Here is a 23,371-nt window from a genome sequence, read left to right on the forward strand (position 1 = left end):
CGGCAGCGCCGTTCAAGCCGCCGCCACCCCGCCGAATGCCCGCTCGTCGATCGCCTCGGCGAGCGTCGCGAACGCCGTCGCGATCTCGTCCTCCGGCACGCACGCATAACCGAGCAGCAACCCCGACGCCGCGCGTTCGCGGTCCGCGTAATAACCCGACAACGGTCGCACGACGATATTGCGTTCGAGTGCGGCCTGCGCGACCGCACGATCGTCGACGCCTTCCGGCAACTGCGTGACCAGATGCAACCCGGCATCGCTGCCGAGCGCGTGCAGCGTGTCGCCATAGCGTTGCGCGACCGCGTCGAGCAGCACCTCGCGGCGCTGCCCGTACAGCGTGCGCATCTTGCGGATATGCGACACGAAGTGCCCTTCCGCGATGAATTCGGCAAGCACCGCCTGCTGCAGCAACTGCCCTTCGCGGTACAACTCGGCGCTCGCGGTCGCGAAACTCTCCGCGAGCGGCTCGGGCGCGACCAGGTAGCCGACCCGCAACCCCGGGAACAGCGTCTTGCCGAAACTGCCGACGTAGATCACCTGCCCGGCCGTGTCGAGCCCCTGCAGCGACGCAAGCGGGCGGCTGCCGTAGCGGAATTCGCTGTCGTAGTCGTCCTCGATGATCCAGCAACCGTGCTGGCGTGCGTATTCGAGCAGCATGCGCCGCCGCGCGAGGCTCATCACCATCCCGAGCGGATACTGGTGCGACGGCGTGACGAGCATCAGCTTCGGCGGTTCGGCGAGATCGGCCGCCGACGGGGCGATGCCTTCCTCGTCGACCGGGATCGGCCGCGTCGTCAGCCCCGACACGTTCAGCACGCTGCGCACGCCCCAGTAGCACGGGTCCTCGGTCCAGATCGCGTCGCCCGGGTCGGTCAGCAGCCGTACCGCGAGATCGATCGACTGGTGGATGCCGGTCGTAATCACGATCTGCTCGGGCGTGCAGCGTACCGAGCGCGACGTGCGCAAGTAATCGGCCAGCGCCTCGCGCAGCAGCGCGAGCCCGCCGCCCGGCGCGTAGGTCAGCAGGTCGGGGCGCAGCCGCCGCCAGTATTTGTTGTGCAGCCGCGTCCACACGCGCGCGGGAAAGCGCGACACATCGGGCACGCCCGGCATGAACGCGCCGCCCTGCCGTTTCGACACGCCGGCCCCTTCGACGAGCCGCGTGCCGCGTGCCGACAGCCGCCGCGCGGACGGCTGCACGAACGCCGGGTGGGTAGCGGCCGCGTCGGGCGGCGCGCCGACGATCTCGTCGGGCGCGCTGTCGGCCACGAACGTACCGCGGCCGGTCGCCGAGTTCACATAACCTTCGAGCGCAAGCTGTTCGTAAACCTGCGTGACCGTGTTGCGCGCGATCCCGAGTTCGGCCGCGAGGAGCCGCGACGACGGCACGCGCGTGCCGGCCGGCAGTTCACGCGACAGGATCGCCTGTTGCAGCAGCCGGTGAAGCTGCCGGTAGATCGGCTGTTCGCCGCCTCGCACGAGGCGCTGCGCCAGCCAGTCCGACAACACGCTCGCGCGCATGATTGGCTCCTGAATATTTATTGAAATGGCTCTGATTGCCAGAGCCAAATGTGATTATAGTCGCCTCCATGGGCTGTCGAAGCGCCCGATTTTCACCTCACCGGAAAGAACATCAAGGAGATGACCGTGAAGAATGCCGACCTGCAGGCCCGCAAGAACGCCGCCACCCCGCGCGGCGTCGGCGTGATGTGCGATTTCTACGCAGCCCGCGCCGAGAACGCGGAACTGTGGGATGTCGAAGGCCGCCGCTTCATCGATTTCGCCGCCGGCATCGCGGTGCTGAACACCGGCCACCGCCACCCGAAGATCGTCAAGGCGATCGCGGATCAGCTGAACAACTTCACGCACACCGCTTACCAGATCGTCCCGTACGCGTCGTACGTCGAGCTGGCCGAGAAGATCAACGCACGCGCGCCGGGCGATTTCCCGAAGAAGACCGCGTTCTTCACGACCGGCGCGGAAGCCGTCGAGAACGCGATCAAGATCGCACGCGCGGCCACCGGCCGTCCGGGCGTCATCGCCTTCTCGGGCGGTTTCCACGGCCGCACGATGATGGGCATGGCGCTGACCGGCAAGGTCGCCCCGTACAAGCTGAACTTCGGCCCGTTCCCGGGCGACGTGTTCCACGCGCCGTACCCGAACGCCGTGCACGGCGTGACGACGGCCGACTCGATCAAGGCGATCGAGATGCTGTTCAAGGCCGACATCGATCCGAAGCGCGTGGCCGCGATCATCTTCGAACCGGTCCAGGGCGAAGGCGGCTTCAACCCGGCGCCGGCCGAATTCGTGCGCGCGCTGCGCAAGATCTGTAACGAACACGGCATCCTGCTGATCGCCGACGAAGTGCAGACGGGCTTCGCGCGTACCGGCAAGCTGTTCGCGATGCAGCATTACGACGTGCTGGCCGACCTGATCACGATGGCGAAGAGCCTCGCGGGCGGCATGCCGCTGTCGGGCGTCGTCGGCCGTGCCGACCTGATGGACGCGGCAGCGCCCGGCGGCCTCGGCGGCACGTATGCGGGCAACCCGCTGGCCGTCGCATCGGCGCATGCCGTGCTCGAGATCATCGACGAAGAGAAGCTGTGCGAGCGTGCCACGCAACTCGGCGACGTGCTGAAGGCGAAGCTGAACGCGCTGCAGGCCGACGTGCCGCAGATCGCCGACGTGCGCGGCCCGGGCGCGATGATCGCGGTCGAGTTCCTGAAGCCGGGTTCGGGCGAGCCGGATGCGGAATTCACGAAGCGCGTGCAGGCACGTGCGCTCGAGCGCGGCCTGCTGCTGCTCGTGTGCGGCGTGTACTCGAACGTCGTGCGCTTCCTGTTCCCGCTGACGATCCCGCAAGCCGTGTTCGACGAAGCGCTCGTGATCCTCGAGGAAGTGCTGAAGGAAACGGTCGGCGTACCGGCCTGAGTTCCTGCCTTCTGAATGCGCCGCCGCCGTCGTCACGACGGCGGCGGCCTTTTTATCCGTCATCTTCAAAGCAGGCGATTCATATGAGCACTGTTCAGGAAACCCTGGCACTGAAAGATCCGTCGCTGTTCCGCCAGCAGGCGTACGTCAACGGCGAATGGCAAGGCGCGACGAACGGCGAGACGTTCGAAGTCCGCAACCCGGCGACGGGCGGCCTGCTCGGCACCGTGCCGGCGATGGGCACGGCCGAGACGCGTCACGCGATCGAAGCCGCGAACGCCGCATGGCCGGCGTGGCGCAAGAAGACCGCGAAGGAACGCGCGGTCGTCCTGCGCAAGTGGCACGACCTGATGATGGAAAACGCCGACGACCTCGCGCTGATCCTGACGACCGAGCAGGGCAAGTCGCTGGCCGAAGCGAAGGGCGAGATCGGCTATGCCGCATCGTTCCTCGAATGGTTCGCGGAGGAAGGCAAGCGCGTGTATGGCGACACGATCCCGACGCCGGCGAGCGACAAGCGCATCGTCGTGACGAAGGAAGCGATCGGCGTGTGCGCGGCGATCACGCCGTGGAACTTCCCGGCGGCGATGATCACGCGCAAGGTCGGCCCGGCGCTCGCCGCGGGCTGTCCGATCGTCGTGAAGCCGGCCGAGGCGACGCCGTTCTCCGCGCTCGCGATGGCCGTGCTGGCCGAGCGTGCGGGTGTGCCGGCCGGCGTGTTCAGCGTCGTCACGGGCGACCCGAAGGCGATCGGCGGCGAGCTGACGTCGAACCCGATCGTGCGCAAGCTGTCGTTCACCGGCTCGACGCCGGTCGGCCGCCTGCTGATGTCGCAATGCGCGGCGACGGTCAAGAAGGTGTCGCTGGAGCTTGGCGGCAACGCGCCGTTCATCGTGTTCGACGACGCCGATCTCGACGCGGCCGTGCAGGGCGCGATCGCATCGAAGTACCGCAACAGCGGCCAGACCTGCGTGTGCACGAACCGCTTCTACGTGCATGAAGCCGTGTACGACCAGTTCGCGCAGAAGCTCGCGGCTGCCGTCGGCCAGTTGAAGGTGGGCCGCGGCACCGAGCCGGGCGTCACGCAAGGCCCGCTGATCAACGAAGCAGCGGTGCTGAAGGTCGAGGCGCACATCGAGGACGCGCTCGCGAAGGGCGCGACCGTCGTGACGGGCGGCAAGCGCCACGCGCTGGGCCACGGCTTCTTCGAGCCGACCGTGCTGACGGGCGTCACGCCGGCGATGAAGGTCGCGAAGGAAGAGACGTTCGGGCCGCTCGCGCCGCTGTTCAAGTTCGGCAGCGACGACGAAGTGATCCGCCTCGCGAACGACACCGAGTTCGGCCTCGCCGCTTACTTCTACAGCCGCGACATCGGCCGCGTGTGGAAGGTCGCCGAAGCGCTCGAATACGGGATGGTCGGCGTAAACACGGGCCTGATCTCGAACGAAGTCGCACCGTTCGGTGGCGTGAAGCAATCGGGCCTCGGCCGCGAAGGCTCGCACTACGGCATCGACGACTACGTCGTGATCAAGTACCTCTGCCTCGCCGTCTGACGGTTCAGGGCCTGGCACCGCTTCGGTGACAGGCCCTGACCGCCCGGCCGGAACCGGGCGGTCCGACGCGGGCCGGCGTCCCTCTCCGTCGTGCCCGCGTCGCCTCGATACGCACGAGATCGCCACGCTCTGCGTACCCTGTTTCGATCGCTGTATCCGCCGATACGTCATATCGCGCGCGAATCTCGTTCCAGTCTCATTTCCCATTTCAGTGAAAGCCGCTGGGTAGAGCGTTCCGCCTCGATGCGGGGTGCACGCGCTGAACACTTCCCCTGACAACCCGGTGTGCGCAGAGTCAGCACACGCAGTCGCCGCTACAGCTGGTGACGCCGTGACACATGTTCACAGTCGCCGGCGTGAAGTACGAGTGGGTAGTTTCCCGGTCGCGCTCTGCTCGCCCCCTTCGCCTCAGCCTCGACGATCGCTTCACATCATCAACTTCCATTGGACTCCAAAATAAAAATCGTACTCGTTCTATAGACAAGGAAAACCTTACCGGCCACTGTCTGTAGCTCATCCATACACAAGGCATCCGAGTCCATGAAAGAAGAACATGCCGCCTGCCCTTACTTTCTTCGCTCGTTGATCCGTCTTTACGCGACGGTGCGGCGGCTACACACGCCGCCGATCATCGCAGTTGAAGATGTCACGATCGATCAATACGCGATTCATGGCCCGGAGTCAGTCGATTGGGTTTTTGCGAACCTGGATTGAGGAGATGACCATGAGCCGACGAGCAATCAGGAACGGTGACGCTACGACGACAGGCGGAATCGTCATCGCTGGCACAGCAAGCATATTCGTGGACGACAAGCACATTGCGTTAGACGGCGACAAAGCGACGTGTGGAAATTGCGAGGGAAAGTTTCCGATAGCGGGAAGTGCGGTATCCGTCGTCGGTAACGGACGTGCCGTAGCCGTCGAGGGCGACGCGGTACTTTGTCCATGCGGTCAAAACTTTTTAGTCGCGAGCAACAACTGCATGTTTTTCATTGAAGACAGCAGCGGCCATGGCTCGGCTACCCCCTTCATCGGATATTCGGCATTCCCACCCACGCGGTACGCGCCGGCATCGGACATTTACAGCGATCAATTTGTGATCCGCGACGTGAGGACGAAGCAACCGTTAAGCAACGTACGCTATTGGATCAAGGATCGATTCGATAACGTGCTGGCGTCCGGCGTGAGTGACCGGCAGGGCTGTACCGTGCGCGTACGAACCGAACGTGCGCAGGCATTGAAGCTTGTAATCGAGGACTGAAACGATGGGAAACCAAACTACCGTCGCCGAGACAACAACAAACACCACCGCAGGATCGCAGACATTTGCCGATGTTGACTTGCGACCGATCTGCGAAAACATGACCAACTCGGAATTCCGCAAGGTCTTTTCCGTAGCGCAAGGACGAGCGATTGACCGGTTGACGATCCGCATTGCTGATTTACAAAAGTGGTCGAAGGTCGATAAGGGCCGGGTATTCAAATGGTTCGGTCGAAACGACGAGCGCACGCGTATGCACCTACTCACCGGCCTGACGAAAGTGCTTGCCGTGGTTCGAGCATTCAACGAGAACAATGTGGTTCGAAGCGGCAGCGCTGGCGATCTTGCGACGGGTTGCACGCCTCACCCACGAGGAACGACAAACGAGGCCGCCCACGTATGCGCGCCGGACACGGCAACCCACACGATCGCCATCAGTGGGCGATTCTGCACGATGCGCCCGTGGACAGCGAACGCTGATTCGCACGTGTCAACTATCATTCACGAAGCCACCCATTTCCAAGACACCATGTCGTCGACCGATGACCAATACACGATTACGCCCTTGCTCCCCGGTTGGGGACGGTCAAACCCAGACTTGGCAATCAACAATGCCGACAGCATCGCGGGGTACGTTGTTGACATTGAATAAGGTCGTCACTGCCGCCGCGCTCGTGTTGAGCTGCGCACATACGGCGTTCGCATGCGATGGTCCGTCGAACATGCCCGGTTGGGATTTTGATGTTCGATTCGACAACAATTCAAGCGACCTATCTACCTCCGAACTGGCGAAGCTCTCCGTATGGTCGAACAACATGCGCAATCGCTTCCCCATTGTCGATGTGGTGTCGGTTGTCGGATTGGCCGAGCCGACGGAACGAAGCGCGCAAGAGCTTGCGCACCGACGGGCAGCGAACGTCAAAAGCGCGCTAGATCAATTCTTGATTCGGGGCGAACGAAATTCGATGATCGCGCGAATCTACAAACTGCCGTTTCCCCCGAGCGAGTTTGACGACAACGGGCGGCGCGTCGAGATCACATTCGGCCCGGGGTGCCCCAACCACTGTTGCCCGAACCTGAATCCCATACCCAGGGCGCAATGAGGTAACACGACGCACCCACGCCGGCCCGCGCGATGCGGGCCGTCTTCCTCCTGCCTCGCAGGTTCCCGCGATTAGCGGAACAGGTTGAGCGCCTCCACCAGCCGCGTCGCCTGCTGCTTCAGACTCCCCGACAACAGGAATCCAATTGTGCAAGCCTGCCGGACAGAGGCCAAAATCACGCCGTCGTATGCGAACCCAGCCCGCACAAGCGAGGCATTGCCGGCTATTCGAAATTCTGCAGTGACTCGTTCGGCTAGCAGTATCACGAATCAAAGATAAAGGTAGCTGCGCATGGATGTGCGACGACCCACGAGTAGCGCCACACAGCAAACTCATCAATCGCTGACCATGGAACGCATCCCGGATGCGGGTGTCCTCATTCAAAAATGCCAACAGCGCCGCGGGTACGATATCGATGGCGTCTAAACTCCTAACCGCCGCCGCGCTCGCGTTGAGCTGCGCACAGGCAGCGTTCGCCTGTGACGGCGCGTCGAACATGCCCGCCCATTACATCGATATTGTTTTCGATGCGGATTCGAGTGCGATTTCTCCGACCGAACTCTCGAGGTTGTCGGCATGGTCGAGCGACATGCACAAGCGCTTTCCGATCATTGATACGGTCTGGCTTATCGGACTGGCCGAACGAACCGAGAACAACGCGCAACAGCTCGCAACGCAACGAGCGGAGAACGTGATGGCTGTTCTGGATCGGCATTCGATCCGTGGCGAGAAAAGCGCCCTGGCGGGGAAGATTTTCAAGCCGGACGAATTCGGTCAATCCGGGCGACGCGTTGAAGTGAACGTCAGTCCGGGGTGCCCCAACCACTGTTGCCCGAACCTGAATCCCATACCCAGGGCGCAATGACATAGCAGGACACGCCCAAGCCGGCCCGCACAACGCGGGCCGCCTTCCTCCTGCTTCACGCGCCCCCACCATCACCGAAACACGTTCACCGCCTCCACCAGTCGCGTCGCCTGCTGCTTCAGGCTCTCCGATGCCGCCGTGCTCTGCTCGACCAGCGCCGCGTTCTGCTGCGTGATGTTGTCCAGGTGCACCACCGCCTGGTCGACCTGCGCAACCCCCGTGCTCTGCTCGGCCGTCGACGAGCTGATCTCCGCGATCAGATCCGACACGCGCTTCACCTGCGTGACGATGTCCTCCATCGTCTTGCCCGCGCCGTCGACGATCCGCGCACCCGATTCGACGCGCTCGACGCTCGCGCCGATCAGCGTCTTGATCTCCTTCGCCGCATTCGCGCTGCGCTGCGCGAGCGCCCGCACCTCGCCCGCCACCACCGCGAAACCGCGCCCCTGATCGCCGGCGCGCGCCGCTTCAACGGCCGCATTCAGCGCCAGGATGTTGGTCTGGAACGCGATGCCGTCGATCACGCCGATGATGTCCGAGATCTTTCGCGAGCTGGCGGTGATGTCGTTCATCGTCGCCACCACCTCGCTCACCGCCTGCCCGCCGCGCCCGGCCGCTTCGCTCGCCGACACCGACAACTGGTTCGCCTGCAGCGCCGTCTCCGCATTGCTCGACACGGTCGCCGTCATCTCGGCCATCGATGCGGCCGTCTGCTGCACGCTCGTCGAAGCCTGCTCGGTGCGCGCGCTCAGGTCGTTGTTGCCCTGCGCGATCTCGTTGCTCGCGCGCTGCACGTTCAGCACCTGTTCGCTGACATCGTCGACGAGCCAGCGGAACATCAGCCCGAGCTGGTTGATCGTGCGCAGCGTCATGCCGATCTCGTCGACACGATTCATCCGCACGCCGCTGCGGCTCTCGCCGGTCGCGACGCGCAACGCCTCGTCGCGCAACTGCACGAGCGGGCGCGCAATCTGCGCATCGAGCCACAGCCCCGCGGCCACCGCGGCGCCGGCCGTCACCGCCGCGAACGCGGCGAGCCCGCCACCGGCCAGCCCGCACGCCCAGCCGCCGGCCACCACGACCGGCGCAAACCCGCACAGCGCCGCATGGAGCCGCGCGCGCACCGACATCGTCTGGAACAGCGACGTGAAACCGGCCACGCCCTTGCGGACGATCAACCCCTTGTGAAAATGCCGGTTGCCGGCCCGCCCTTCGCGGAAGTCCTTGTAGAGCGCCTCCGCGGCCGCGATCTCGTCGCGCGTCGCCTTCGTGCGCACCGACATGTAGCCCTTCGGCTCGCCGTTGCGCATCACGGGTATCGCGTTCGCACGCACCCAGTAGTGGTCGCCGTTCTTGCGGCGGTTCTTCACGAGCGCGGTCCACGGCTCGCCGCCCTTGAGCGTCGCCCACATGTCGGCGAACGCCTCCTTCGGCATGTCCGGATGCCGCACCACGTTGTGCGGCTGGCCCTCGATCTCTTCGGGAGAAAATCCGCTGACCTGGATGAATGCCGCGTTCGCGTAGGTAATGTAGCTGTTCGCGTCGGTGGTCGACATCAACGTCGCGTCGTCGGGAAAATCGAATTCGCGTTGCGTGACGGGCTGGTTGTTGCGCATGGTGTGGAGCTCCGGGTAACGGATCTTGCGTCCGCTTGTCGATTGATTCGCGACCCTGCACATTGCGGTCAATCCGCATGCACATTGGTCATGCTCCTGCACTTTCGGCAACTTCTACGAAAACATTATGCCTTGCCCGGGTAAATATGCATTAAAAATGCATCACCCTGTCTTTACCGAACAATTCGTTTACTGATGAAACTAAACACCATGCTAGGCAACGGTTTTCCGGATATTCGTCTGATTAATTCGCGTAATTCGCCAAAAATCGATTCAATGCATAAATGCAGAATCTTGAATACGAATATTTCTCGTTTCGCGTATTTTGATTGAATCGAAAAACCTGAACGCGCATTGCGCGCGTCAATCACGATGTCACGATGCATCGATCGGGCGCGCACATGACGTGCGCGCCCCGACGATCACCGGAACACGTTCACCGCATCCACCAGACGCGTTGCCTGTTGCTTCAGGCTCTCCGATGCCGCCGTGCTCTGCTCGACCAGCGCCGCGTTCTGCTGCGTGATGTTGTCCAGGTGCACCACCGCCTGGTCGACCTGCGCAACCCCCGTGCTCTGCTCCGCCGTCGACGAGCTGATCTCCGCGATCAGATCCGACACGCGCTTCACCTGCGCGACGATGTCCTCCATCGTCTTGCCGGCCTCGTCCACGCGCCGCGCGCCCGACTCGACGCGCTCGACGCTCGCGCCGATCAGCGTCTTGATCTCCTTCGCCGCGTTCGCGCTGCGCTGCGCGAGCGCCCGCACCTCGCCGGCAACCACCGCGAAGCCGCGCCCCTGTTCGCCGGCGCGGGCCGCTTCCACGGCCGCGTTCAGCGCAAGGATGTTGGTCTGGAACGCGATGCCGTCGATCACGCCGATGATGTCCGAGATCTTTCGCGAGCTGGCGGTGATGTCGCTCATCGTCGCGACGACCTCGCCCACCGCCTGCCCGCCGCGCCCGGCCGCTTCGCTCGCCGACATCGCGAGCCGGTTCGCCTGCAGGGCGGTCTCCGCGTTGCTGTCGACGGTCGCCGTCATCTCGGCCATCGACGCAGCCGTCTCCTGCACGCTCGACGCCGCCTGCTCGGTGCGCGCGCTCAGGTCGTTGTTGCCCTGCGCGATCTCGTTGCTCGCGCGCTGCACGTTGTGCACCTGCTCGCTGACGTCGTCGACGAGCCAGCGGAACATCAGCCCGAGCTGGTTGATCGTGCGCAGCGTCATGCCGATCTCGTCGACGCGGTTCATCCGCACGCCGCGCCGGCTCTCGCCGGTCGCGACGTTCAGCGCCTGGTCGTGCAGTCGCTTCAGCGGACGCACGATCTGCGCATCGAGCCACAGGCCGGCCGCCGCCGCCACGCCGACCGTCACGCCGGCAAATGCCGCGAGGCCGCCACCGGCGAGCCCGCACGCCCAGCCCGCGCCGACGACCGCCGGCGCAAGCACGCACAGCGCCGAATGCACGCGCGCGCGCACCGACATCGTCTGCGACAGCGACGCGATACGCAGCAGCCCCGTGCGGATCACCAGCCCCTTGTGGAACCGGCGCTGGCCGGCCTTGCCGTCGCGGAACGCGCGATACAGTGCATCGGCGGCCGCGCTCTCGTCGTGCGGCGCCTTCGTGCGCACCGACATGTAGCCCTGCGGCTCGCCGTTGCGCATCACGGGTATCGCGTTCGCGCGCACCCAGTAATGATCGCCGTTCTTGCGGCGGTTCTTCACGAGCGCGGTCCACGGTTCGCCGCGCTGGAGCGTCGCCCACATGTCGGCAAACGCCTCGCGCGGCATGTCCGGGTGGCGCACGACGTTGTGCGGCTGGCCGACGAGTTCCTCGGTCGTGAAGCCGCTCACCTGCGCGAACGTCGTGTTGGCGTAGGTGATGATGCTGTCTGCATCGGTCGTCGACATCAGCGTGACGTCGTCGGGAAAATCGAATTCCTGTTGGGTAACGGGCTGGTTATTACGCATGCAAGGCTCCGAAAGGCGGATCTGTCGTCCGCGTCGCGCTGAAATCACGCTCAGTAGCCGAAAAACGGTTTATCGCTTAACGACGGTCTTCATCTTACTGTCGGCATATTGGGGAAAAACCTTACCCTTTCCTCGCATAAAATATCCAATTCGCCCGCCGCCATGATTTCGATCAAATAATCCGGCAATAATCGCCACGAGCGTTCATCCAGATGTCACGCCACGCTGCGCAACGACGTCGCGCGGCAGACCAACGCCTTCAGCCGTTGCGCGCGGCGAAACGATTCCGTTTATCCTGCTCCATTCAACCGGTATTCGAATTCGATGAAAAAGGCATTACATGAGCTGAATCGGCTGTCCTGGAATACCGCGACAGTCGCGCATAACAGCCACAAAGGCGATCAGGCCGCGTTTTTCCGCGCGGGCGGCTCGACGCTCTATCCGGAAGAACGCGAACTGCTCGGCGACGTCGGCGGGCTGCGGCTCCTGCACCTGCAGTGCAACGCGGGGCAGGACACGCTGAGCCTCGTGCGCGAGGGCGCGGATGCGACGGGCGTCGACATCTCCGACGAAGCGATCGCCTTCGCACGGCAACTGTCGGCCGACGCGGGCCTGCCCGCGCGTTTCGAGCGCGCCGACGTGCTCGACTGGATGCCCGAGGCCGCCGCGCGCGGCGAGCGCTTCGATCGCGTGTTCACGTCGTATGGCGCGATCTGCTGGCTATCCGACCTGAACGCGTGGGCGCGCGGGATCGCCGCGCTGCTCGCGCCGGGCGGCCGTTTCGCGATGGTCGAGTTCCATCCGTTCGCGCTGTATTTCGACGAACAGTGGAAGCCGCACTATGACTATTTCAAAAGCGACGCGACCGAGGAACCGGCAGGCGTCGGCGATTACGTCGCCGTATCCGGCACGGGGCTCGGCGCGCAGCACGACCATCCTGGCGTCGTCGATTTCGCGAACCCGCATCCGAGCTACGAGTTCATGTGGGGCATCGGCGAGGTCGTGAACGCACTCGTGTCGGCGGGGCTCACCATCGACCGCCTGACCGAATATCCGTATTCGAACGGCTGGAAGGGCTTCGACGGCATGCGCGAGCTGGACGGCCGCCGGATGGTGCCGCCCGGTCACATGCCGAGCCTGCCGCTGATGTATGCGATCGCCGCGCATCGGGAGGCCGCATGACGCGCCGCACCGCCGCCGAACGCGACGCGCTTTCCGCACGCCCGCTCACGCGCGACGAAGTGCCGCTCGTGTGGGCCATCGACCGGCGCGAGATCATCGAGCACCTGTACGTGCTGCGCGACGGCGCGCTGCATCTCGTTCCCGAGTTCTACGACGTCGGCGGCTGGCCGGAAGGTGAAGCCGACCACTACACGCCGATCCTGATCGACTGCCACGATCGCGGCGGCTGGTGCCTCGGCATGTTCGACGGCGAACGGCTCGTCGCGGCGGTCGTCGTCGACAGCCGGCCGCTCGGCCCGCATCGCGACATGCTGCAATTGAAGTTCCTGCACGTGAGCCGCGACTGGCGCGGCTGCGGGCTCGGCGAGCAGCTCTACCGCGCGGCCCGCGAGCAGGCGCGCGCGATGGGCGCCGCACGCCTGTACGTGTCCGCAACGCCGTCGCAGCGCACGATCGACTTCTACCTGCGGCTCGGCTTCACGGTCAGCGCAGCGCCCGACCCGGCGCTTTACGCGCTCGAGCCGGAAGACATTCATCTGGAAGGGCCCGCGGCCTGACGCGCCGGCACGCGGGTGAAGCGCAGGATGTCCCGCCTTGCCTCGTCCGCCATCGGCCATCGCGCAATCACGGAGAGCAAAATTGCAGGACGAAGCACAGCCGCCAACCATGCCGAAGATCCTCGTCAGCATGTGCGTGGTCGGCCATCCGGTGCGTTACAACGGCTCGGCCAAGACCGCCGCGCACGCGGCACTCGAACGGTGGCAGCGCGAAGGGCGTCTCGTGCCCGTCTGCCCCGAACTGGCCGGCGGCTTCAGCGTGCCGCGCCCGCCCGCCGAAATCGCCGGCGGCGCATCGGGTCAGCAGGTACTGTCGGGCGCCGCGCGCATCGTCGACGTGAACGGCTCGGACGTGACAGCGCCGTTCGTCGCCGGCGCGCAAACCGCGCTGGCCCTCGCGCGCGCGCACGGTTGCCGCTTCGCTATCCTGGCCGACGGCAGTCCGTCGTGCGGCAGCACGTTCATCCATGACGGGAGTTTCGGGAACCGGCGGCACGCGGGCGCCGGTGTCACGGCGGCGTTGCTGCGCGAGCACGGGATCGAAGTGTTCGCGGACACCGAGATCGACGCGCTCGAGGCGCGTCTCAGGGAGCTGTCGCAGGCCGGTTAACGACGATGCGCGGCACGAGCATCCTCGTGCCGCGCATCGTTTCCAAAGCGGCGAATCGGGCGAGCGGCAAAGCGGTCGAGCGGCGAAGCGGCTCGTGGCCGCCGCTTCGCCGCAAGACATGAAACGCGGGTCAGACGCGTTCGATCGCGATCGCGATGCCCTGACCGACGCCGATGCACATCGTGCACAGCGCGAAGCGGCCGTTCGTGCGATGCAGCTGGTACATCGCGGTCGTCACGAGACGCGCGCCCGATGCGCCGAGCGGATGGCCCAGTGCGATCGCGCCGCCGTTCGGGTTCACGCGGGGATCGTCGTCGGCGACGCCGAGCATGCGCAGCACCGCGAGACCTTGCGACGCAAACGCCTCGTTCAGCTCGATCACGTCGAACTGGTCGATCGTCATCCCGAGCCGGGCGAGCAGCTTCTGCGTGGCGGGCGCGGGGCCGATGCCCATCACGCGCGGCGCGACGCCGGCCGTCGCGATGCCCAGCACGCGGGCGCGCGGCGTCAGGCCGAAGCGCTTTGCGGTTTCCTCGTTCGCGAGCAGCAGCGCGGCGGCACCGTCGTTGACGCCCGACGCGTTACCGGCCGTCACCGAGCCGTCCGGGCGCACGACGCCCTTCAGCTTCGCAAGCGTTTCGAGCGACGTTTCACGCGGATGCTCGTCGCGCGACACGACCACCGGATCGCCCTTCTTCTGCGGAATCGTGACCGACACGATTTCCTCGGCGAGCGTGCCGTCCTGCTGCGCACGCGCGGCCTTCTGCTGGCTGCGCAGCGCGAACAGGTCCTGGTCGGCGCGGCTGACGTTGTAGTCGACCGCGACGTTCTCGGCCGTCTCCGGCATCGAATCGACGCCGTACAGCTGTTTCATCAACGGATTGACGAAACGCCAGCCGATCGTCGTGTCATAAATGTCGGCCTGGCGCGCGAATGCGCTCGCGGCCTTGCCCATCACGAACGGCGCGCGCGTCATGCTCTCGACGCCGCCCGCGACCATCAGCGCGGCCTCGCCGGACTTGATCGCACGGGCGGCCACGCCGACCGCATCCATCCCGGAGCCGCACAGGCGGTTGATCGTCGAACCCGGCACGCCCTGCGGCAGCCCCGCGAGCAGCGCGGACATGCGCGCGACGTTGCGGTTGTCCTCGCCGGCCTGGTTCGCGCAGCCGTAGATCACGTCGTCGATCGCCGTCCAGTCGACGTCGCGGTTGCGCTCCACGAGCGCCTTGAGCGGCACCGCGCCCAGATCGTCGGCGCGCACGCCGGACAGTGCACCGCCGTAACGCCCGATCGGCGTACGGATCGCATCACACAGAAAAGCTTCGGTCATCAGTGTCTCCGCTCCCAGGACAGGCTGGGGAATGAACAGGGCGCGCCCCTTGCATTGCCCGCCGGGATGCGCTTAAATGTTCTATATACGAACATAAGATCGTGTATCGAACGTTCAACGCATCATAGGGAGTGCGGGGACGACCTGTCAAGCGCCCGGCCCGCCGTGCGGTTGGCGTGTCGGGCCCCGTGCGCTATCTTCTCGGCTGCACGATTTTCCAGGCGCTCATGACTACCGAAGACACTCAGACGAAACCCGGCGACTCCTACGTACAGTCGTTCGCACGCGGCCTCGCGGTGATCCGCGCGTTCGACGCGGCCCGTCCGGAGCAGACGCTGACCGAGGTCGCCTCGGCCACCGGGCTCACGCGCGCGGGCGCACGCCGGATCCTGCTCACGCTGCAGACGCTCGGCTACGTCGAGGCCGACGGCCGGCTGTTCCGGCTCACGCCGAAGATCCTCGAGCTCGGCTTCGCGTACCTCACGTCGATGCCGTTCTGGAATCTCGCCGATCCCGTGATGGAGCAACTGTCCGAGCAGATCCACGAAAGCTGCTCGGCGGCCGTGCTCGACCGCACCGAGATCGTCTACGTGCTGCGCGTGCCGACCCGCAAGATCATGACGATCAACCTGTCGATCGGCAGCCGGCTGCCCGCGTACTGCACGTCGATGGGCCGCGTGCTGCTGTCCGCGCTCGACGACGCCGCGCTCGACGAAACGCTCGCGCAAAGCGGCATCCGCGCGCATACGCCGCGCACGATCACCGACCTCGGCGAACTGAAGGCGGCGATCGCACAGGTGCGCCAGCAGGGCTGGGCCGTGGTCGACCAGGAGCTCGAAGTGGGCCTGATGTCGCTGTCCGCGCCGATTCGCAACCGGCGCGGGCAGATCATCGCGGCGATGAACATCAGCGGCAACGCGCAGCGGCATACCGCGAAACAGATGGTGAAGGAGTTTCTCGAGCCGCTGCAGCAGGCCGCGCAGACGGTGTCGGAGTTGGTGGCGCGGCGCGGGTGAGCGCCGCCCCGCGCGCGGGTACGCGCACGCCGCGCGGCGTGAAACGACGCGCGGTGCCCTGTGTCGGCCGGCGCGACGGCGTTGTCCAGGACAGCCGCCCGCTCGCCGGCGCACCGGCGCGCCGGCGGCGTGCCGTGCTTCAGCCGTTGCCGGCGAATGCGTCGCCCATCGGCTTCATCCGGATGCCCGGAGCGAGCCGGGTCCAGGGCAACTCGGCCGGATCGGCCGTCATCGGGCCCGGCGCCGTGGCAACGAGCACCGCCTCGGCGATCCCCTGGAAATCGGCGCGAAAGTGCACCGAGCTCTTGTTGACGAGGATGCGCATCGCTTCCGGCTCGACGCCGCCCACGCGATAGAGATTGCGGTCGAGCATCTGCGCCTTGCCGCTGCTCACCACGATCAGCACACCATCGATCCGCAGGCAGGCGACGGGGCCGATATCCGCGCGCATGCCGTTCATCATCGGGCCGTCGTACCGGCATACGCCGTCGGACAACTTCACGACCTCGAAACGCGCGTGGACCGGCTCGTCGCCGGGCACGCCGGAAACGCCGCCGAGCGCCAGCTCGACGAACGCCCCGACCCCGGCGCGATGAGCCGCCGCCGCGGCAGCGGGGTCCCAGATCAGACCGATCGCCGCCTCTCTCGCGCCATTGCGCAGCAATGCCCGCAGCATGCCCGTCGTGTTCGAGTCGCCGCCCGCGCCGGGATTGTCCTGCGTATCGGCGATGACGACCGGCTTGCCGGCCCCGTCGGCAAGCCGCATCGCTTCGCGCACGGCGGCGTCGGGCGACAGGAACGGCACCTGCCACGCGGCCTCGTCCGCCAGCATCCTGTCGTAGAGCGCCTGCACGGCGGCCTCGGCCGATGCGGCGTCGTCGCCGTAACCCCAGATGACCGGGCCGCATTCGGGAAAATCGGCCGCCGGAAAACCCGGCGCGAACGACAGCGACGCCACGGCCCCGGTTTCCAGCGCCGCGAGCTCCGCATACATGCCGCGCGCAGGCTCGAGCAGCGTGCACATGCCGTTGATCGGGATCAGGAACGGCAGCCGCCGCACTGCGCGATGCAGCGGGCGGCTACCCGCCGCCCGCGAGACGAGCAGGCGCTCGAGCAGCACGGCCGCGCGTTCGCCGGTCTCGGCCATGTCGACATGCGGATAGGTGCGGAAGGCGACCAGCGCGTCGGCCTCGTGCAGCATCTTCGCGGTGACGTTGGCATGCAGGTCGAGCGACGCGACCACCGGCACGGCCGGGCCGACCGCGGCGCGCACGCGCTCCAGCAACGTGCCTTCGCCGTCGTCGGTATGCTCGGCGACCATCGCGCCGTGCAGGTCGAGGTACACCGCGTCGTAGCCTCTGCTGCGAACCGCCGCGAGGATTTCGCCGGCAATGCGCTCGAACGCATCCTCGGTCACGTGGGCCGACGGGCTCGCGCCCGCCCAGATGACCGGCAGCAGGGTCCAGCCGCGTCGTTCCGCCGCGACGATGAATCCGCCCGCGGGAATGTTGACGTCGCGCAGCGCAAGCACGTCGTCGCCCCGCACCATGGCCGGGAAGCCCTCGCCGCGCTCGAAGTTTGCGTAAGCGGCTTTCGACGGCGCAAACGTATTGGTTTCATGCTGAAAGCCGGCAATCAAGATCCGCGTGTTCAAAAACGTGTCTCCGGAAATGGGTAGTCAAGGCACGGGCCGCGCCACGCCGCGACGGAGGTCGCGAGCGTTTGCGGGCCCGCGATATCACGCCGTCGCCAACGCGTCGTGCGGCGCGGGCAGCCGGTTCGCCACGAGCACCGCGGCGCCCGCGACCAGCAGCGCGACCATGACCAGCAGGCCGGCTGCCATGCTGCCCGTCGCCGAGTGGATCGCGCCGATGATGGTCGGGCTCAGGAAGCCGCCGATCAGGCCGATCGTATTGATCAGCGCGATGCCGCCCGCGGCCGCGTCGCCCTTCAGGTATTGCGACGGAATCGCCCAGAACACCGTGTACGCGGCCCAGATCATCGACGTGGCGATCGTCATGCCGACCAGCGAGACGACGAGATTGCCGTTGGCCGTCGTCGCCACGGCCAGCGCGATCGCGCCGATCAGGGCCGGCACGGCACTGTGGAAACGGCGTTCGCCGCGGCGGTCCGACCGGCGGCCGATGACGATCATCGCGATCGCGGCGCAGACGTACGGGATCATCGAGTACAGCCCGATCTGCATCGTGTCGGTCACGCCGTCGGCCTTGAGGATCGACGGCAGCCAGAAACTCACCGCGTAGATTCCGCAGATGATCGTGAAGTACGCGAACGCCAGCAGGTACACGCGCGGGTCGCGCAACACCTGTCCGAACGAGTGATGACCGGCGCCGGGTGCGTGCAGCTCGGCGGCGAGCAACCGCTTCTCGTCGTCGGTCAGCCAGGCTGCGTCGGCCGGCCGGTCGGACAGGACCTTGAGTGCGAGCGCGCCGAGCAGCACGCACGGCAGGCCTTCGACGATGAACATCCACTGCCAGCCGGCCAGGCCGTGGGCACCGGACAGCCCGGTCATCAGCCACGCCGACAGCGGCGAGCCGAAGGCGCCGCCGATCGGGCCCGCGAGCATCACGACCGCCATCACGCCGGCCATGCGGCGCTGGCCATACCAGTAGGTCAGGTAAAAGATCATCCCCGGCGCGAAACCGGCCTCGAACACGCCGAGCAGGAAGCGCATCCCGTAGAAGGTGGTCTCGTCGTGGACGAACATCATGCCCGCCGAGGTCAGGCCCCACAGCACCATGATCCGGCTGATGGTCTTGCGTGCGCCGATCCGCGGCAGCAGCAGGTTGCTCGGGATCTCGAACAGCACATAGCCGAGAAAGAAGATGCCCGCGCCCAGCCCGTACACCGCATCGGAGATCCCCAGGTCGCTCTGCATCGAGAGCTTGGCGAACCCGATATTCACGCGATCGAGATAGGCGAACGTGTAGCAGAGCAGCAGAAACGGCAGCAGGCGCCAGTTCAGCTTGCGGTACAGGGCCTGATGCGCCGGGCTGTCGGGCGCGACCGGGTCTTGAGGGGATGGAATGGCGGACATGCGCTCTCCTTTAGGGCGTATTGCTTCGAATCCCGCATCGATGATCGACTCCGTTCGAATCGTCGAGGAGCCGAAAAAGCAGCGCAATAGCAACCTAAGCGAGTTATCGTTGCTCAACGAGCAACACTTCCACGGCAAACGGACCGACACCATGCGCGAACTGAACCAGCGCCGCCTGCGCTATTTCCATGAAGTCCTGACGCACGGCTCGATCCGCGGCGCGGCCGACAGCATCAACACGTCGCCGTCCGTCATCACGCGGCAGATCCGGCTGCTCGAGGAAGAAATCGGGGCCCCGCTGTTCGAGCGCCAGCCGCGCGGTGTCCGGCCGACCGAAGCCGCGGCGCACCTGCTCGAATACTGGCGCGGCTGCCGCTCCCAGCAGGAACTGTTCGAAGACCGCCTGCAGGCGCTGCACGGCCTGCAACACGGCCAGATCCGCATCGCCACCAGCGAAGGCTATATCGACTGCCTGATGGACGAGGTGCTCACCGACTTTTGCGCGCGCTATCCGAAGCTCGACGTCACCGTCGATATCCTTCCGGTCAGCACCTTGCTGCAGGAAGTCGCCGAGAGCCGCGCGCATATCGGCCTCGCCTACAATCCCCCGGCGCATCCGGATATCGAGTACGTCGCCACCGCGCCGCAGCCGGTGGTGGCGCTCGTGCATCCCGGGCACCCGCTCGCCGCGCGGGGCCGGCCCGTCGCGGTACACGAACTCGCCGGTTATCCGCTCGCGTTGATGCCGCCGGCGTTCGGTCTCGGGCAGGCCGTACAGATGCTCGCCTATGCGGAGAACATCCAGCTCCACCCGACGCTGACCACCAACTCGCTGGCCGTGCTGCGCCACTTCGTCAGGCGCAACGACGGCGTCACGCTGCTCGCCGCGTTCGCGGCCTATCAGGAACTGGGGGCGGGAGAACTCGTCGCCGTTCCCGTCGCCCATCCGCTGCTCGAGGCAGCCAACGCGCGGCTGCTGGTCAAGGCCGGACGCACGCTCGGGGTGGCAGCCGATACGCTGCTGCGCGGCATCCTTCGGGACATGAAGATGTTTTCGGACGCGGGCGGGCGCAACGGCGGGACAACGGCGCGCGGCAAGTCAGGCAAGCGTGCTGCCGTGCGTCGCGGCGGGCCATGAACGGCCCGGCTGACGATGCGGCCTGCGTCCGCCGGCCGTCTACAGGCGGCCGACCCGGTGCAGGCCGGGATCGAGCGACGAGCGATTATCTGAGGAAACCGAAGTTTCTCGACGATCTCATACAGGTCGGATTCGTCGCGCGCGACGCGCGCCGCTCGTCACGCGCCGAGCAACATCCCCTTGCGCACCGGCACGGCACCCGTCACGCGGCCGAGCGGCGCGCCGGCCGTGACGAAACGAATCGCGCGGCGCATGTAGAACACGCCGTCGGTCCCGCTCGAGATCGTCGTGATCGCGTCGGTCAGCGGATCGACGATGTCGAACAGCGGATCGCCGGCGCGGATCGTCGCGCCGATCGCCGCGCGGTGCACGAGGATCCCGCTCACCGGCGCGTAGAACTGCTCGCTGCCCGCGAGCGGTGTGGCCGGCGCGGCGAGCGGCGGCAGCGGCACGCGTTCGCCGCGTACCGCGCCGCGCCACACGAGATAGGCGACGAGCGCATCGGCATCGCGCTCCGCATGGTCGTACGTGACGTCGCGCTGCCCCCGGCACTCGACCGTCACGGCCACGGTGCCGGCCGCCATCGGCGTGCCGGCCGGCAAGTGCTGCCGCAACTGCGACCACAGCAGATGATGCGCATCGTCGAACGCGTGCCCGCCCGAATCCTCGGCGAGCAGCGACACCTGCGCGCCGAGATAGCGCGCAAGCGGCTCGACTTGCGGCCACGCGGTATCGCTCGTGTACACGTGCATCACCGCTTCGAGCGAACAATGCAGGTCGATCACGACCTCGGCATCGAACGACAGCTTCAGCAACGCCAGTTGAAGCGCATCGAATTCCGTACGCGGTGCGATATCGTCGAGCGCCGCGCCGACACATTCGCGCACGATCGCGCGATTGCGTTCGCCGTCGTCGCCGAGCCGGTCGCGCGCACGCGCGGCGATGTCCGCGAGCGGCAGGAAACCGCGATTGAAGTTGCGGCCGCTCGCAAGATCGAAACGGCCGATGAACTGCCCGAGCAGATGGTGATTGAGGCCAACCGGGTTCGCGACCGGCACGAGCACGATCTCGGCCGCGAGCCGGCCTTCGGCCTCGAGTTGCGCGAGACGCTGCTTCAGCACGAACGCCGCGAGCATCGCGGGCGTCTCGTCCGCGTGCAGCGCGGCCTGCAGGTAGATCTTGCGGCCGGTGCCGGCCGGCCCGAAATTAAAGCTCGTCAGCGTGCGCTGCGTGCCGATCGACGGCGACAGGAGTGGCGTGGTGCGAATCTGCATCGAGAGTCTCGAACGGATGAAAACGGGGCCGCGGGTGCAACGGCGCGGAGGCTTGGCGTTCAGTCGCCGTACGGGTTGAAGTCGAAATACTTCTTCGCGATCCGGTCGTACGTGCCGTCCTTCAGCATCGACGCGATCGCGCCGTCGATCGACGCCTTGAGCGCCGTATCCGACTGCCGCATGCCGATGCCGACGCCGCGATCGCCCATGTCGAGCGGCGCGCCGACGAACGCGAAGCCCTTGCCGCGCGGCTGGCGCAGGAAGCCGTAGTCGGCTTCCACGGTGCCGAGCAGCGCCGCGTCGAGGCGGCCGTTGACGAGATCGGCGAACACGTCGTCCTGGCTCTTGTACGGCACCACGCTCACGCCGGCCGTCGCCCAGTGCGCGAGCGCCCACGATTCGAACTGCGTGCCCGACTGCACGCCGACACGCTTGCCGGCCAGCGACGCGGTCGTGCTGCCGAGGCCGCTCCCGGGCCGCGCGACGAGCCGCGACTTGAAGCGGAACAGCTTCGACGAGAACAGGATCTGCTTCTCGCGCTTTTCGGTGATCGCCATCGACGACAGGATCGCGTCGATCTTGCGCGCCTGCAGCGCGGGAATCATCCCGGAGAATTCAAGCTCGACCCACTGGCAGCGCAACTGCGCGCGGCGGCAGATCTCGTTGCCGAGATCGACGTCGAAGCCCTTCAGGCTGCCGTCGGGCGCTTTCGCATCCATCGGCGGATAGGTCGGATCGATGCCGAGGCGCACGACGTGCGCGTCGAGTGCAAACGCGGACGTGGCAGCCCAGCCAAGGCACAGAGAAACGAGCGGGACGAGGATACGTTTCATGGTCGACGGAGGACAGGAAGGAACGCAAACGGCATCAGCCGGACTGCCTGCGATCGTAGGCGGCACGGGCCGCCGCCGGAACCATCGACTGCCTTATCATGATCGGTATTTCCGATCACCGGCCCCGCGCGTGCCCATGGCGTTCACGCTCTCCCAGCTCCGCATCTTCCAGGCCGTCGTCGAGCACGGCAGCCTGCGCGCCGCCGCACGCGCGCTCGATCTCGCGCAGAGCGGCGTCACGCAGCAGCTGCAGAGCCTCGAGGCGACGCTCGGCGCGACGCTGTTCACGCGCACCAATCGCGGGATCGTGCCGACGGCCGTCGGCCAGCGGCTGCTCGCGCGCTCCGGTTCGATCCTCGGCGAATGCGAGCAGGTCGAGCGGGAGATCCGGCAGTTGAGCGGCGCGTACGAAGGCACCGTCACGCTCGGCCTCGTGGCCGAACCGCTGATCGACGCGTTCGCGCCCGTGCTGAGCGCGTTCCGCGCGCGCTTCGACAAGGTCGACGTGCACCTGCGCACCGGCACGTCGCGGATGATGATCGGCTGGCTGCGCGAAAGCGCGGTGGATTTCGCGATCGCGCTGGTCGCGAAGCAGACCGACACGACCGATCTCGCTGTCACGCCGCTGCGTGCTTCAGCGCCGGTGGTCGTGTGCCGCAACGGGCATCCGGCGATGCACGCAAAATCGCTCGCCGAACTGGCCGGCTACGCGTGGGTGTCGACGCGCTCGCCGAACCTGAGCGCCGACCCGGTCGTGAACCGGCTGCTCGCGTACTTCGACGCGCACGGCCAGCCGCCGCCGAGGATTCTCGCGACCGTCGAAGGGATGTTCGAGACGCTGCAGATCGTCACGCAGACCGATTCCCTCGCGCTCGAAACCGAAGCCATCACGCGGCACGGGCCGTTCGCCGGCGCGCTCGCGAAGGTGCCCGTGCGCGAGCAGGCCGAATCGCAGGACATCTGCCTGCTGCAGCGCGCGGCCGTGCCGCTGACGCCGGCCGCGCAGGAACTCGCGACGATGCTCGCGTCGTACCTGAGGATGGTGCGCGGGCGGTAAGCGCGTACTGCAGCCCG

21 protein-coding genes are annotated in these 23,371 nt (G+C 66.4%); 13 read left to right on the forward strand and 8 right to left on the reverse strand.

What is annotated here, in order from left to right; all coding sequences use genetic code 11:
* Window positions 1–12: 12 nt before the first annotated feature.
* Window positions 13–1,521, reverse strand: coding sequence for a MocR-like pyridoxine biosynthesis transcription factor PdxR (gene pdxR / locus DPV79_RS13260; protein ID WP_059487439.1), 1,509 nt, complete (start codon window positions 1,519–1,521; stop codon window positions 13–15).
* Between the two features lie 126 nt (window positions 1,522–1,647).
* Here pdxR and DPV79_RS13265 point away from each other — a divergent pair, with 126 nt between their 5' ends.
* From DPV79_RS13265 to DPV79_RS13290, 7 genes are all read left to right on the forward strand, one after another.
* The gene (locus DPV79_RS13265) at window positions 1,648–2,931 is read left to right on the forward strand and encodes a 4-aminobutyrate--2-oxoglutarate transaminase (RefSeq protein ID WP_021156412.1); all 1,284 of its coding nucleotides are present in this window, start codon (window positions 1,648–1,650) and stop codon (window positions 2,929–2,931) included.
* A gap of 83 nt (window positions 2,932–3,014) precedes the next feature.
* Complete coding sequence (gene gabD / locus DPV79_RS13270; protein WP_021156413.1) at window positions 3,015–4,484, forward strand: NADP-dependent succinate-semialdehyde dehydrogenase; 1,470 nt, start codon at window positions 3,015–3,017, stop codon at window positions 4,482–4,484.
* 540 nt (window positions 4,485–5,024) lie between these two features.
* Entirely contained in the window at window positions 5,025–5,198 is a 174-nt protein-coding gene (locus DPV79_RS42635) for a hypothetical protein (RefSeq protein ID WP_155631051.1), read from the forward strand.
* 10 nt (window positions 5,199–5,208) lie between these two features.
* Window positions 5,209–5,745: a PAAR domain-containing protein gene (locus DPV79_RS13275; protein ID WP_113045662.1), complete on the forward strand. Its 537-nt coding sequence runs from the start codon at window positions 5,209–5,211 to the stop codon at window positions 5,743–5,745.
* A gap of 4 nt (window positions 5,746–5,749) precedes the next feature.
* Window positions 5,750–6,397, forward strand: coding sequence for a M35 family metalloendopeptidase (locus DPV79_RS13280; RefSeq protein ID WP_048028574.1), 648 nt, complete (start codon window positions 5,750–5,752; stop codon window positions 6,395–6,397).
* Complete coding sequence (locus tag DPV79_RS13285) at window positions 6,390–6,848, forward strand: OmpA family protein (protein ID WP_230954025.1); 459 nt, start codon at window positions 6,390–6,392, stop codon at window positions 6,846–6,848. Before DPV79_RS13280 ends, DPV79_RS13285 begins: the two co-directional genes overlap by 8 nt.
* Window positions 6,849–7,263: 415 nt before the next feature.
* Window positions 7,264–7,713, forward strand: a complete 450-nt coding sequence (locus DPV79_RS13290) for an OmpA family protein (RefSeq protein WP_060320623.1) — start codon at window positions 7,264–7,266, stop codon at window positions 7,711–7,713.
* 71 nt (window positions 7,714–7,784) lie between these two features.
* Here the strand turns inward: DPV79_RS13290 and DPV79_RS13295 are convergent, their stop codons facing one another.
* Complete coding sequence (locus DPV79_RS13295) at window positions 7,785–9,329, reverse strand: methyl-accepting chemotaxis protein (protein ID WP_059487441.1); 1,545 nt, start codon at window positions 9,327–9,329, stop codon at window positions 7,785–7,787.
* 422 nt (window positions 9,330–9,751) lie between these two features.
* Entirely contained in the window at window positions 9,752–11,296 is a 1,545-nt protein-coding gene (locus tag DPV79_RS13300; RefSeq protein WP_048023451.1) for a methyl-accepting chemotaxis protein, read from the reverse strand.
* Between the two features lie 324 nt (window positions 11,297–11,620).
* On the opposite strand from DPV79_RS13300, the gene DPV79_RS13305 reads away from it, so the two are divergent.
* From DPV79_RS13305 to DPV79_RS13315, 3 genes are all read left to right on the forward strand, one after another.
* Window positions 11,621–12,478: a class I SAM-dependent methyltransferase gene (locus DPV79_RS13305; protein ID WP_059591006.1), complete on the forward strand. Its 858-nt coding sequence runs from the start codon at window positions 11,621–11,623 to the stop codon at window positions 12,476–12,478.
* Window positions 12,475–13,035: a GNAT family N-acetyltransferase gene (locus DPV79_RS13310; protein WP_113045604.1), complete on the forward strand. Its 561-nt coding sequence runs from the start codon at window positions 12,475–12,477 to the stop codon at window positions 13,033–13,035. The genes DPV79_RS13305 and DPV79_RS13310 overlap by 4 nt, the downstream gene beginning before the upstream one ends.
* Window positions 13,036–13,144: 109 nt before the next feature.
* Window positions 13,145–13,645, forward strand: coding sequence for a 2-thiouracil desulfurase family protein (locus DPV79_RS13315; RefSeq protein WP_113045605.1), 501 nt, complete (start codon window positions 13,145–13,147; stop codon window positions 13,643–13,645).
* 130 nt (window positions 13,646–13,775) lie between these two features.
* Here the strand turns inward: DPV79_RS13315 and pcaF are convergent, their stop codons facing one another.
* A complete protein-coding gene (gene pcaF / locus DPV79_RS13320; protein WP_027790454.1) occupies window positions 13,776–14,978 on the reverse strand; it encodes a 3-oxoadipyl-CoA thiolase in 1,203 nt (400 codons plus the stop codon).
* A gap of 227 nt (window positions 14,979–15,205) precedes the next feature.
* On the opposite strand from pcaF, the gene DPV79_RS13325 reads away from it, so the two are divergent.
* On the forward strand, window positions 15,206–15,994 hold the full coding sequence (locus tag DPV79_RS13325; protein ID WP_021156426.1) for an IclR family transcriptional regulator: 789 nt from the start codon (window positions 15,206–15,208) through the stop codon (window positions 15,992–15,994).
* Window positions 15,995–16,133: 139 nt separating this feature from the next.
* Here DPV79_RS13325 and DPV79_RS13330 read toward each other — a convergent pair whose 3' ends face one another.
* Window positions 16,134–17,648, reverse strand: a complete 1,515-nt coding sequence (locus tag DPV79_RS13330; RefSeq protein WP_113045606.1) for a M81 family metallopeptidase — start codon at window positions 17,646–17,648, stop codon at window positions 16,134–16,136.
* 84 nt (window positions 17,649–17,732) lie between these two features.
* Window positions 17,733–19,052: an MFS transporter gene (locus tag DPV79_RS13335; protein ID WP_059648954.1), complete on the reverse strand. Its 1,320-nt coding sequence runs from the start codon at window positions 19,050–19,052 to the stop codon at window positions 17,733–17,735.
* Between the two features lie 151 nt (window positions 19,053–19,203).
* Here DPV79_RS13335 and DPV79_RS13340 point away from each other — a divergent pair, with 151 nt between their 5' ends.
* Window positions 19,204–20,190: a LysR family transcriptional regulator gene (locus tag DPV79_RS13340; protein WP_113045663.1), complete on the forward strand. Its 987-nt coding sequence runs from the start codon at window positions 19,204–19,206 to the stop codon at window positions 20,188–20,190.
* A gap of 158 nt (window positions 20,191–20,348) precedes the next feature.
* On the opposite strand, the gene DPV79_RS13345 is transcribed toward DPV79_RS13340, so the two are convergent.
* Both DPV79_RS13345 and DPV79_RS13350 read right to left on the reverse strand, forming a co-directional pair.
* A complete protein-coding gene (locus DPV79_RS13345) occupies window positions 20,349–21,464 on the reverse strand; it encodes a succinylglutamate desuccinylase/aspartoacylase family protein (RefSeq protein ID WP_113045607.1) in 1,116 nt (371 codons plus the stop codon).
* A 59-nt stretch (window positions 21,465–21,523) separates the two neighbouring features.
* A complete protein-coding gene (locus DPV79_RS13350) occupies window positions 21,524–22,297 on the reverse strand; it encodes a transporter substrate-binding domain-containing protein (RefSeq protein ID WP_113045608.1) in 774 nt (257 codons plus the stop codon).
* A gap of 136 nt (window positions 22,298–22,433) precedes the next feature.
* Here DPV79_RS13350 and DPV79_RS13355 point away from each other — a divergent pair, with 136 nt between their 5' ends.
* Window positions 22,434–23,354 (forward strand): LysR family transcriptional regulator, encoded by a 921-nt coding sequence (locus DPV79_RS13355; protein WP_059496357.1) that lies wholly within the window; start codon window positions 22,434–22,436, stop codon window positions 23,352–23,354.
* The last annotated feature ends 17 nt before the right edge of the window (window positions 23,355–23,371 follow it).

Source organism: Burkholderia reimsis, assembly GCF_003294055.1.
Taxonomy (GTDB): Bacteria; Pseudomonadota; Gammaproteobacteria; order Burkholderiales; family Burkholderiaceae; genus Burkholderia; species Burkholderia cepacia.

What these genes read in the sequence shown, in the direction of transcription:
- DPV79_RS13355 (WP_059496357.1), top strand. Translation starts at nt 22,434, where the DNA reads ATGGCGTTCACGCTCTCCCAGCTCCGCATCTTCCAGGCCGTCGTCGAG.
- DPV79_RS13310 (WP_113045604.1), top strand. Translation starts at nt 12,475, where the DNA reads ATGACGCGCCGCACCGCCGCCGAACGCGACGCGCTTTCCGCACGCCCG.
- gabD (WP_021156413.1), top strand. Translation starts at nt 3,015, where the DNA reads ATGAGCACTGTTCAGGAAACCCTGGCACTGAAAGATCCGTCGCTGTTC.
- DPV79_RS13350 (WP_113045608.1), bottom strand. Translation starts at nt 22,297, where the DNA reads ATGAAACGTATCCTCGTCCCGCTCGTTTCTCTGTGCCTTGGCTGGGCT.
- DPV79_RS13345 (WP_113045607.1), bottom strand. Translation starts at nt 21,464, where the DNA reads ATGCAGATTCGCACCACGCCACTCCTGTCGCCGTCGATCGGCACGCAG.
- DPV79_RS13280 (WP_048028574.1), top strand. Translation starts at nt 5,750, where the DNA reads ATGGGAAACCAAACTACCGTCGCCGAGACAACAACAAACACCACCGCA.
- DPV79_RS13315 (WP_113045605.1), top strand. Translation starts at nt 13,145, where the DNA reads ATGCCGAAGATCCTCGTCAGCATGTGCGTGGTCGGCCATCCGGTGCGT.
- DPV79_RS13335 (WP_059648954.1), bottom strand. Translation starts at nt 19,052, where the DNA reads ATGTCCGCCATTCCATCCCCTCAAGACCCGGTCGCGCCCGACAGCCCG.
- DPV79_RS13295 (WP_059487441.1), bottom strand. Translation starts at nt 9,329, where the DNA reads ATGCGCAACAACCAGCCCGTCACGCAACGCGAATTCGATTTTCCCGAC.
- pcaF (WP_027790454.1), bottom strand. Translation starts at nt 14,978, where the DNA reads ATGACCGAAGCTTTTCTGTGTGATGCGATCCGTACGCCGATCGGGCGT.
- DPV79_RS13275 (WP_113045662.1), top strand. Translation starts at nt 5,209, where the DNA reads ATGAGCCGACGAGCAATCAGGAACGGTGACGCTACGACGACAGGCGGA.
- pdxR (WP_059487439.1), bottom strand. Translation starts at nt 1,521, where the DNA reads ATGCGCGCGAGCGTGTTGTCGGACTGGCTGGCGCAGCGCCTCGTGCGA.
- DPV79_RS13290 (WP_060320623.1), top strand. Translation starts at nt 7,264, where the DNA reads ATGGCGTCTAAACTCCTAACCGCCGCCGCGCTCGCGTTGAGCTGCGCA.
- DPV79_RS13305 (WP_059591006.1), top strand. Translation starts at nt 11,621, where the DNA reads ATGAAAAAGGCATTACATGAGCTGAATCGGCTGTCCTGGAATACCGCG.
- DPV79_RS42635 (WP_155631051.1), top strand. Translation starts at nt 5,025, where the DNA reads ATGAAAGAAGAACATGCCGCCTGCCCTTACTTTCTTCGCTCGTTGATC.
- DPV79_RS13340 (WP_113045663.1), top strand. Translation starts at nt 19,204, where the DNA reads ATGCGCGAACTGAACCAGCGCCGCCTGCGCTATTTCCATGAAGTCCTG.
- DPV79_RS13300 (WP_048023451.1), bottom strand. Translation starts at nt 11,296, where the DNA reads ATGCGTAATAACCAGCCCGTTACCCAACAGGAATTCGATTTTCCCGAC.
- DPV79_RS13325 (WP_021156426.1), top strand. Translation starts at nt 15,206, where the DNA reads ATGACTACCGAAGACACTCAGACGAAACCCGGCGACTCCTACGTACAG.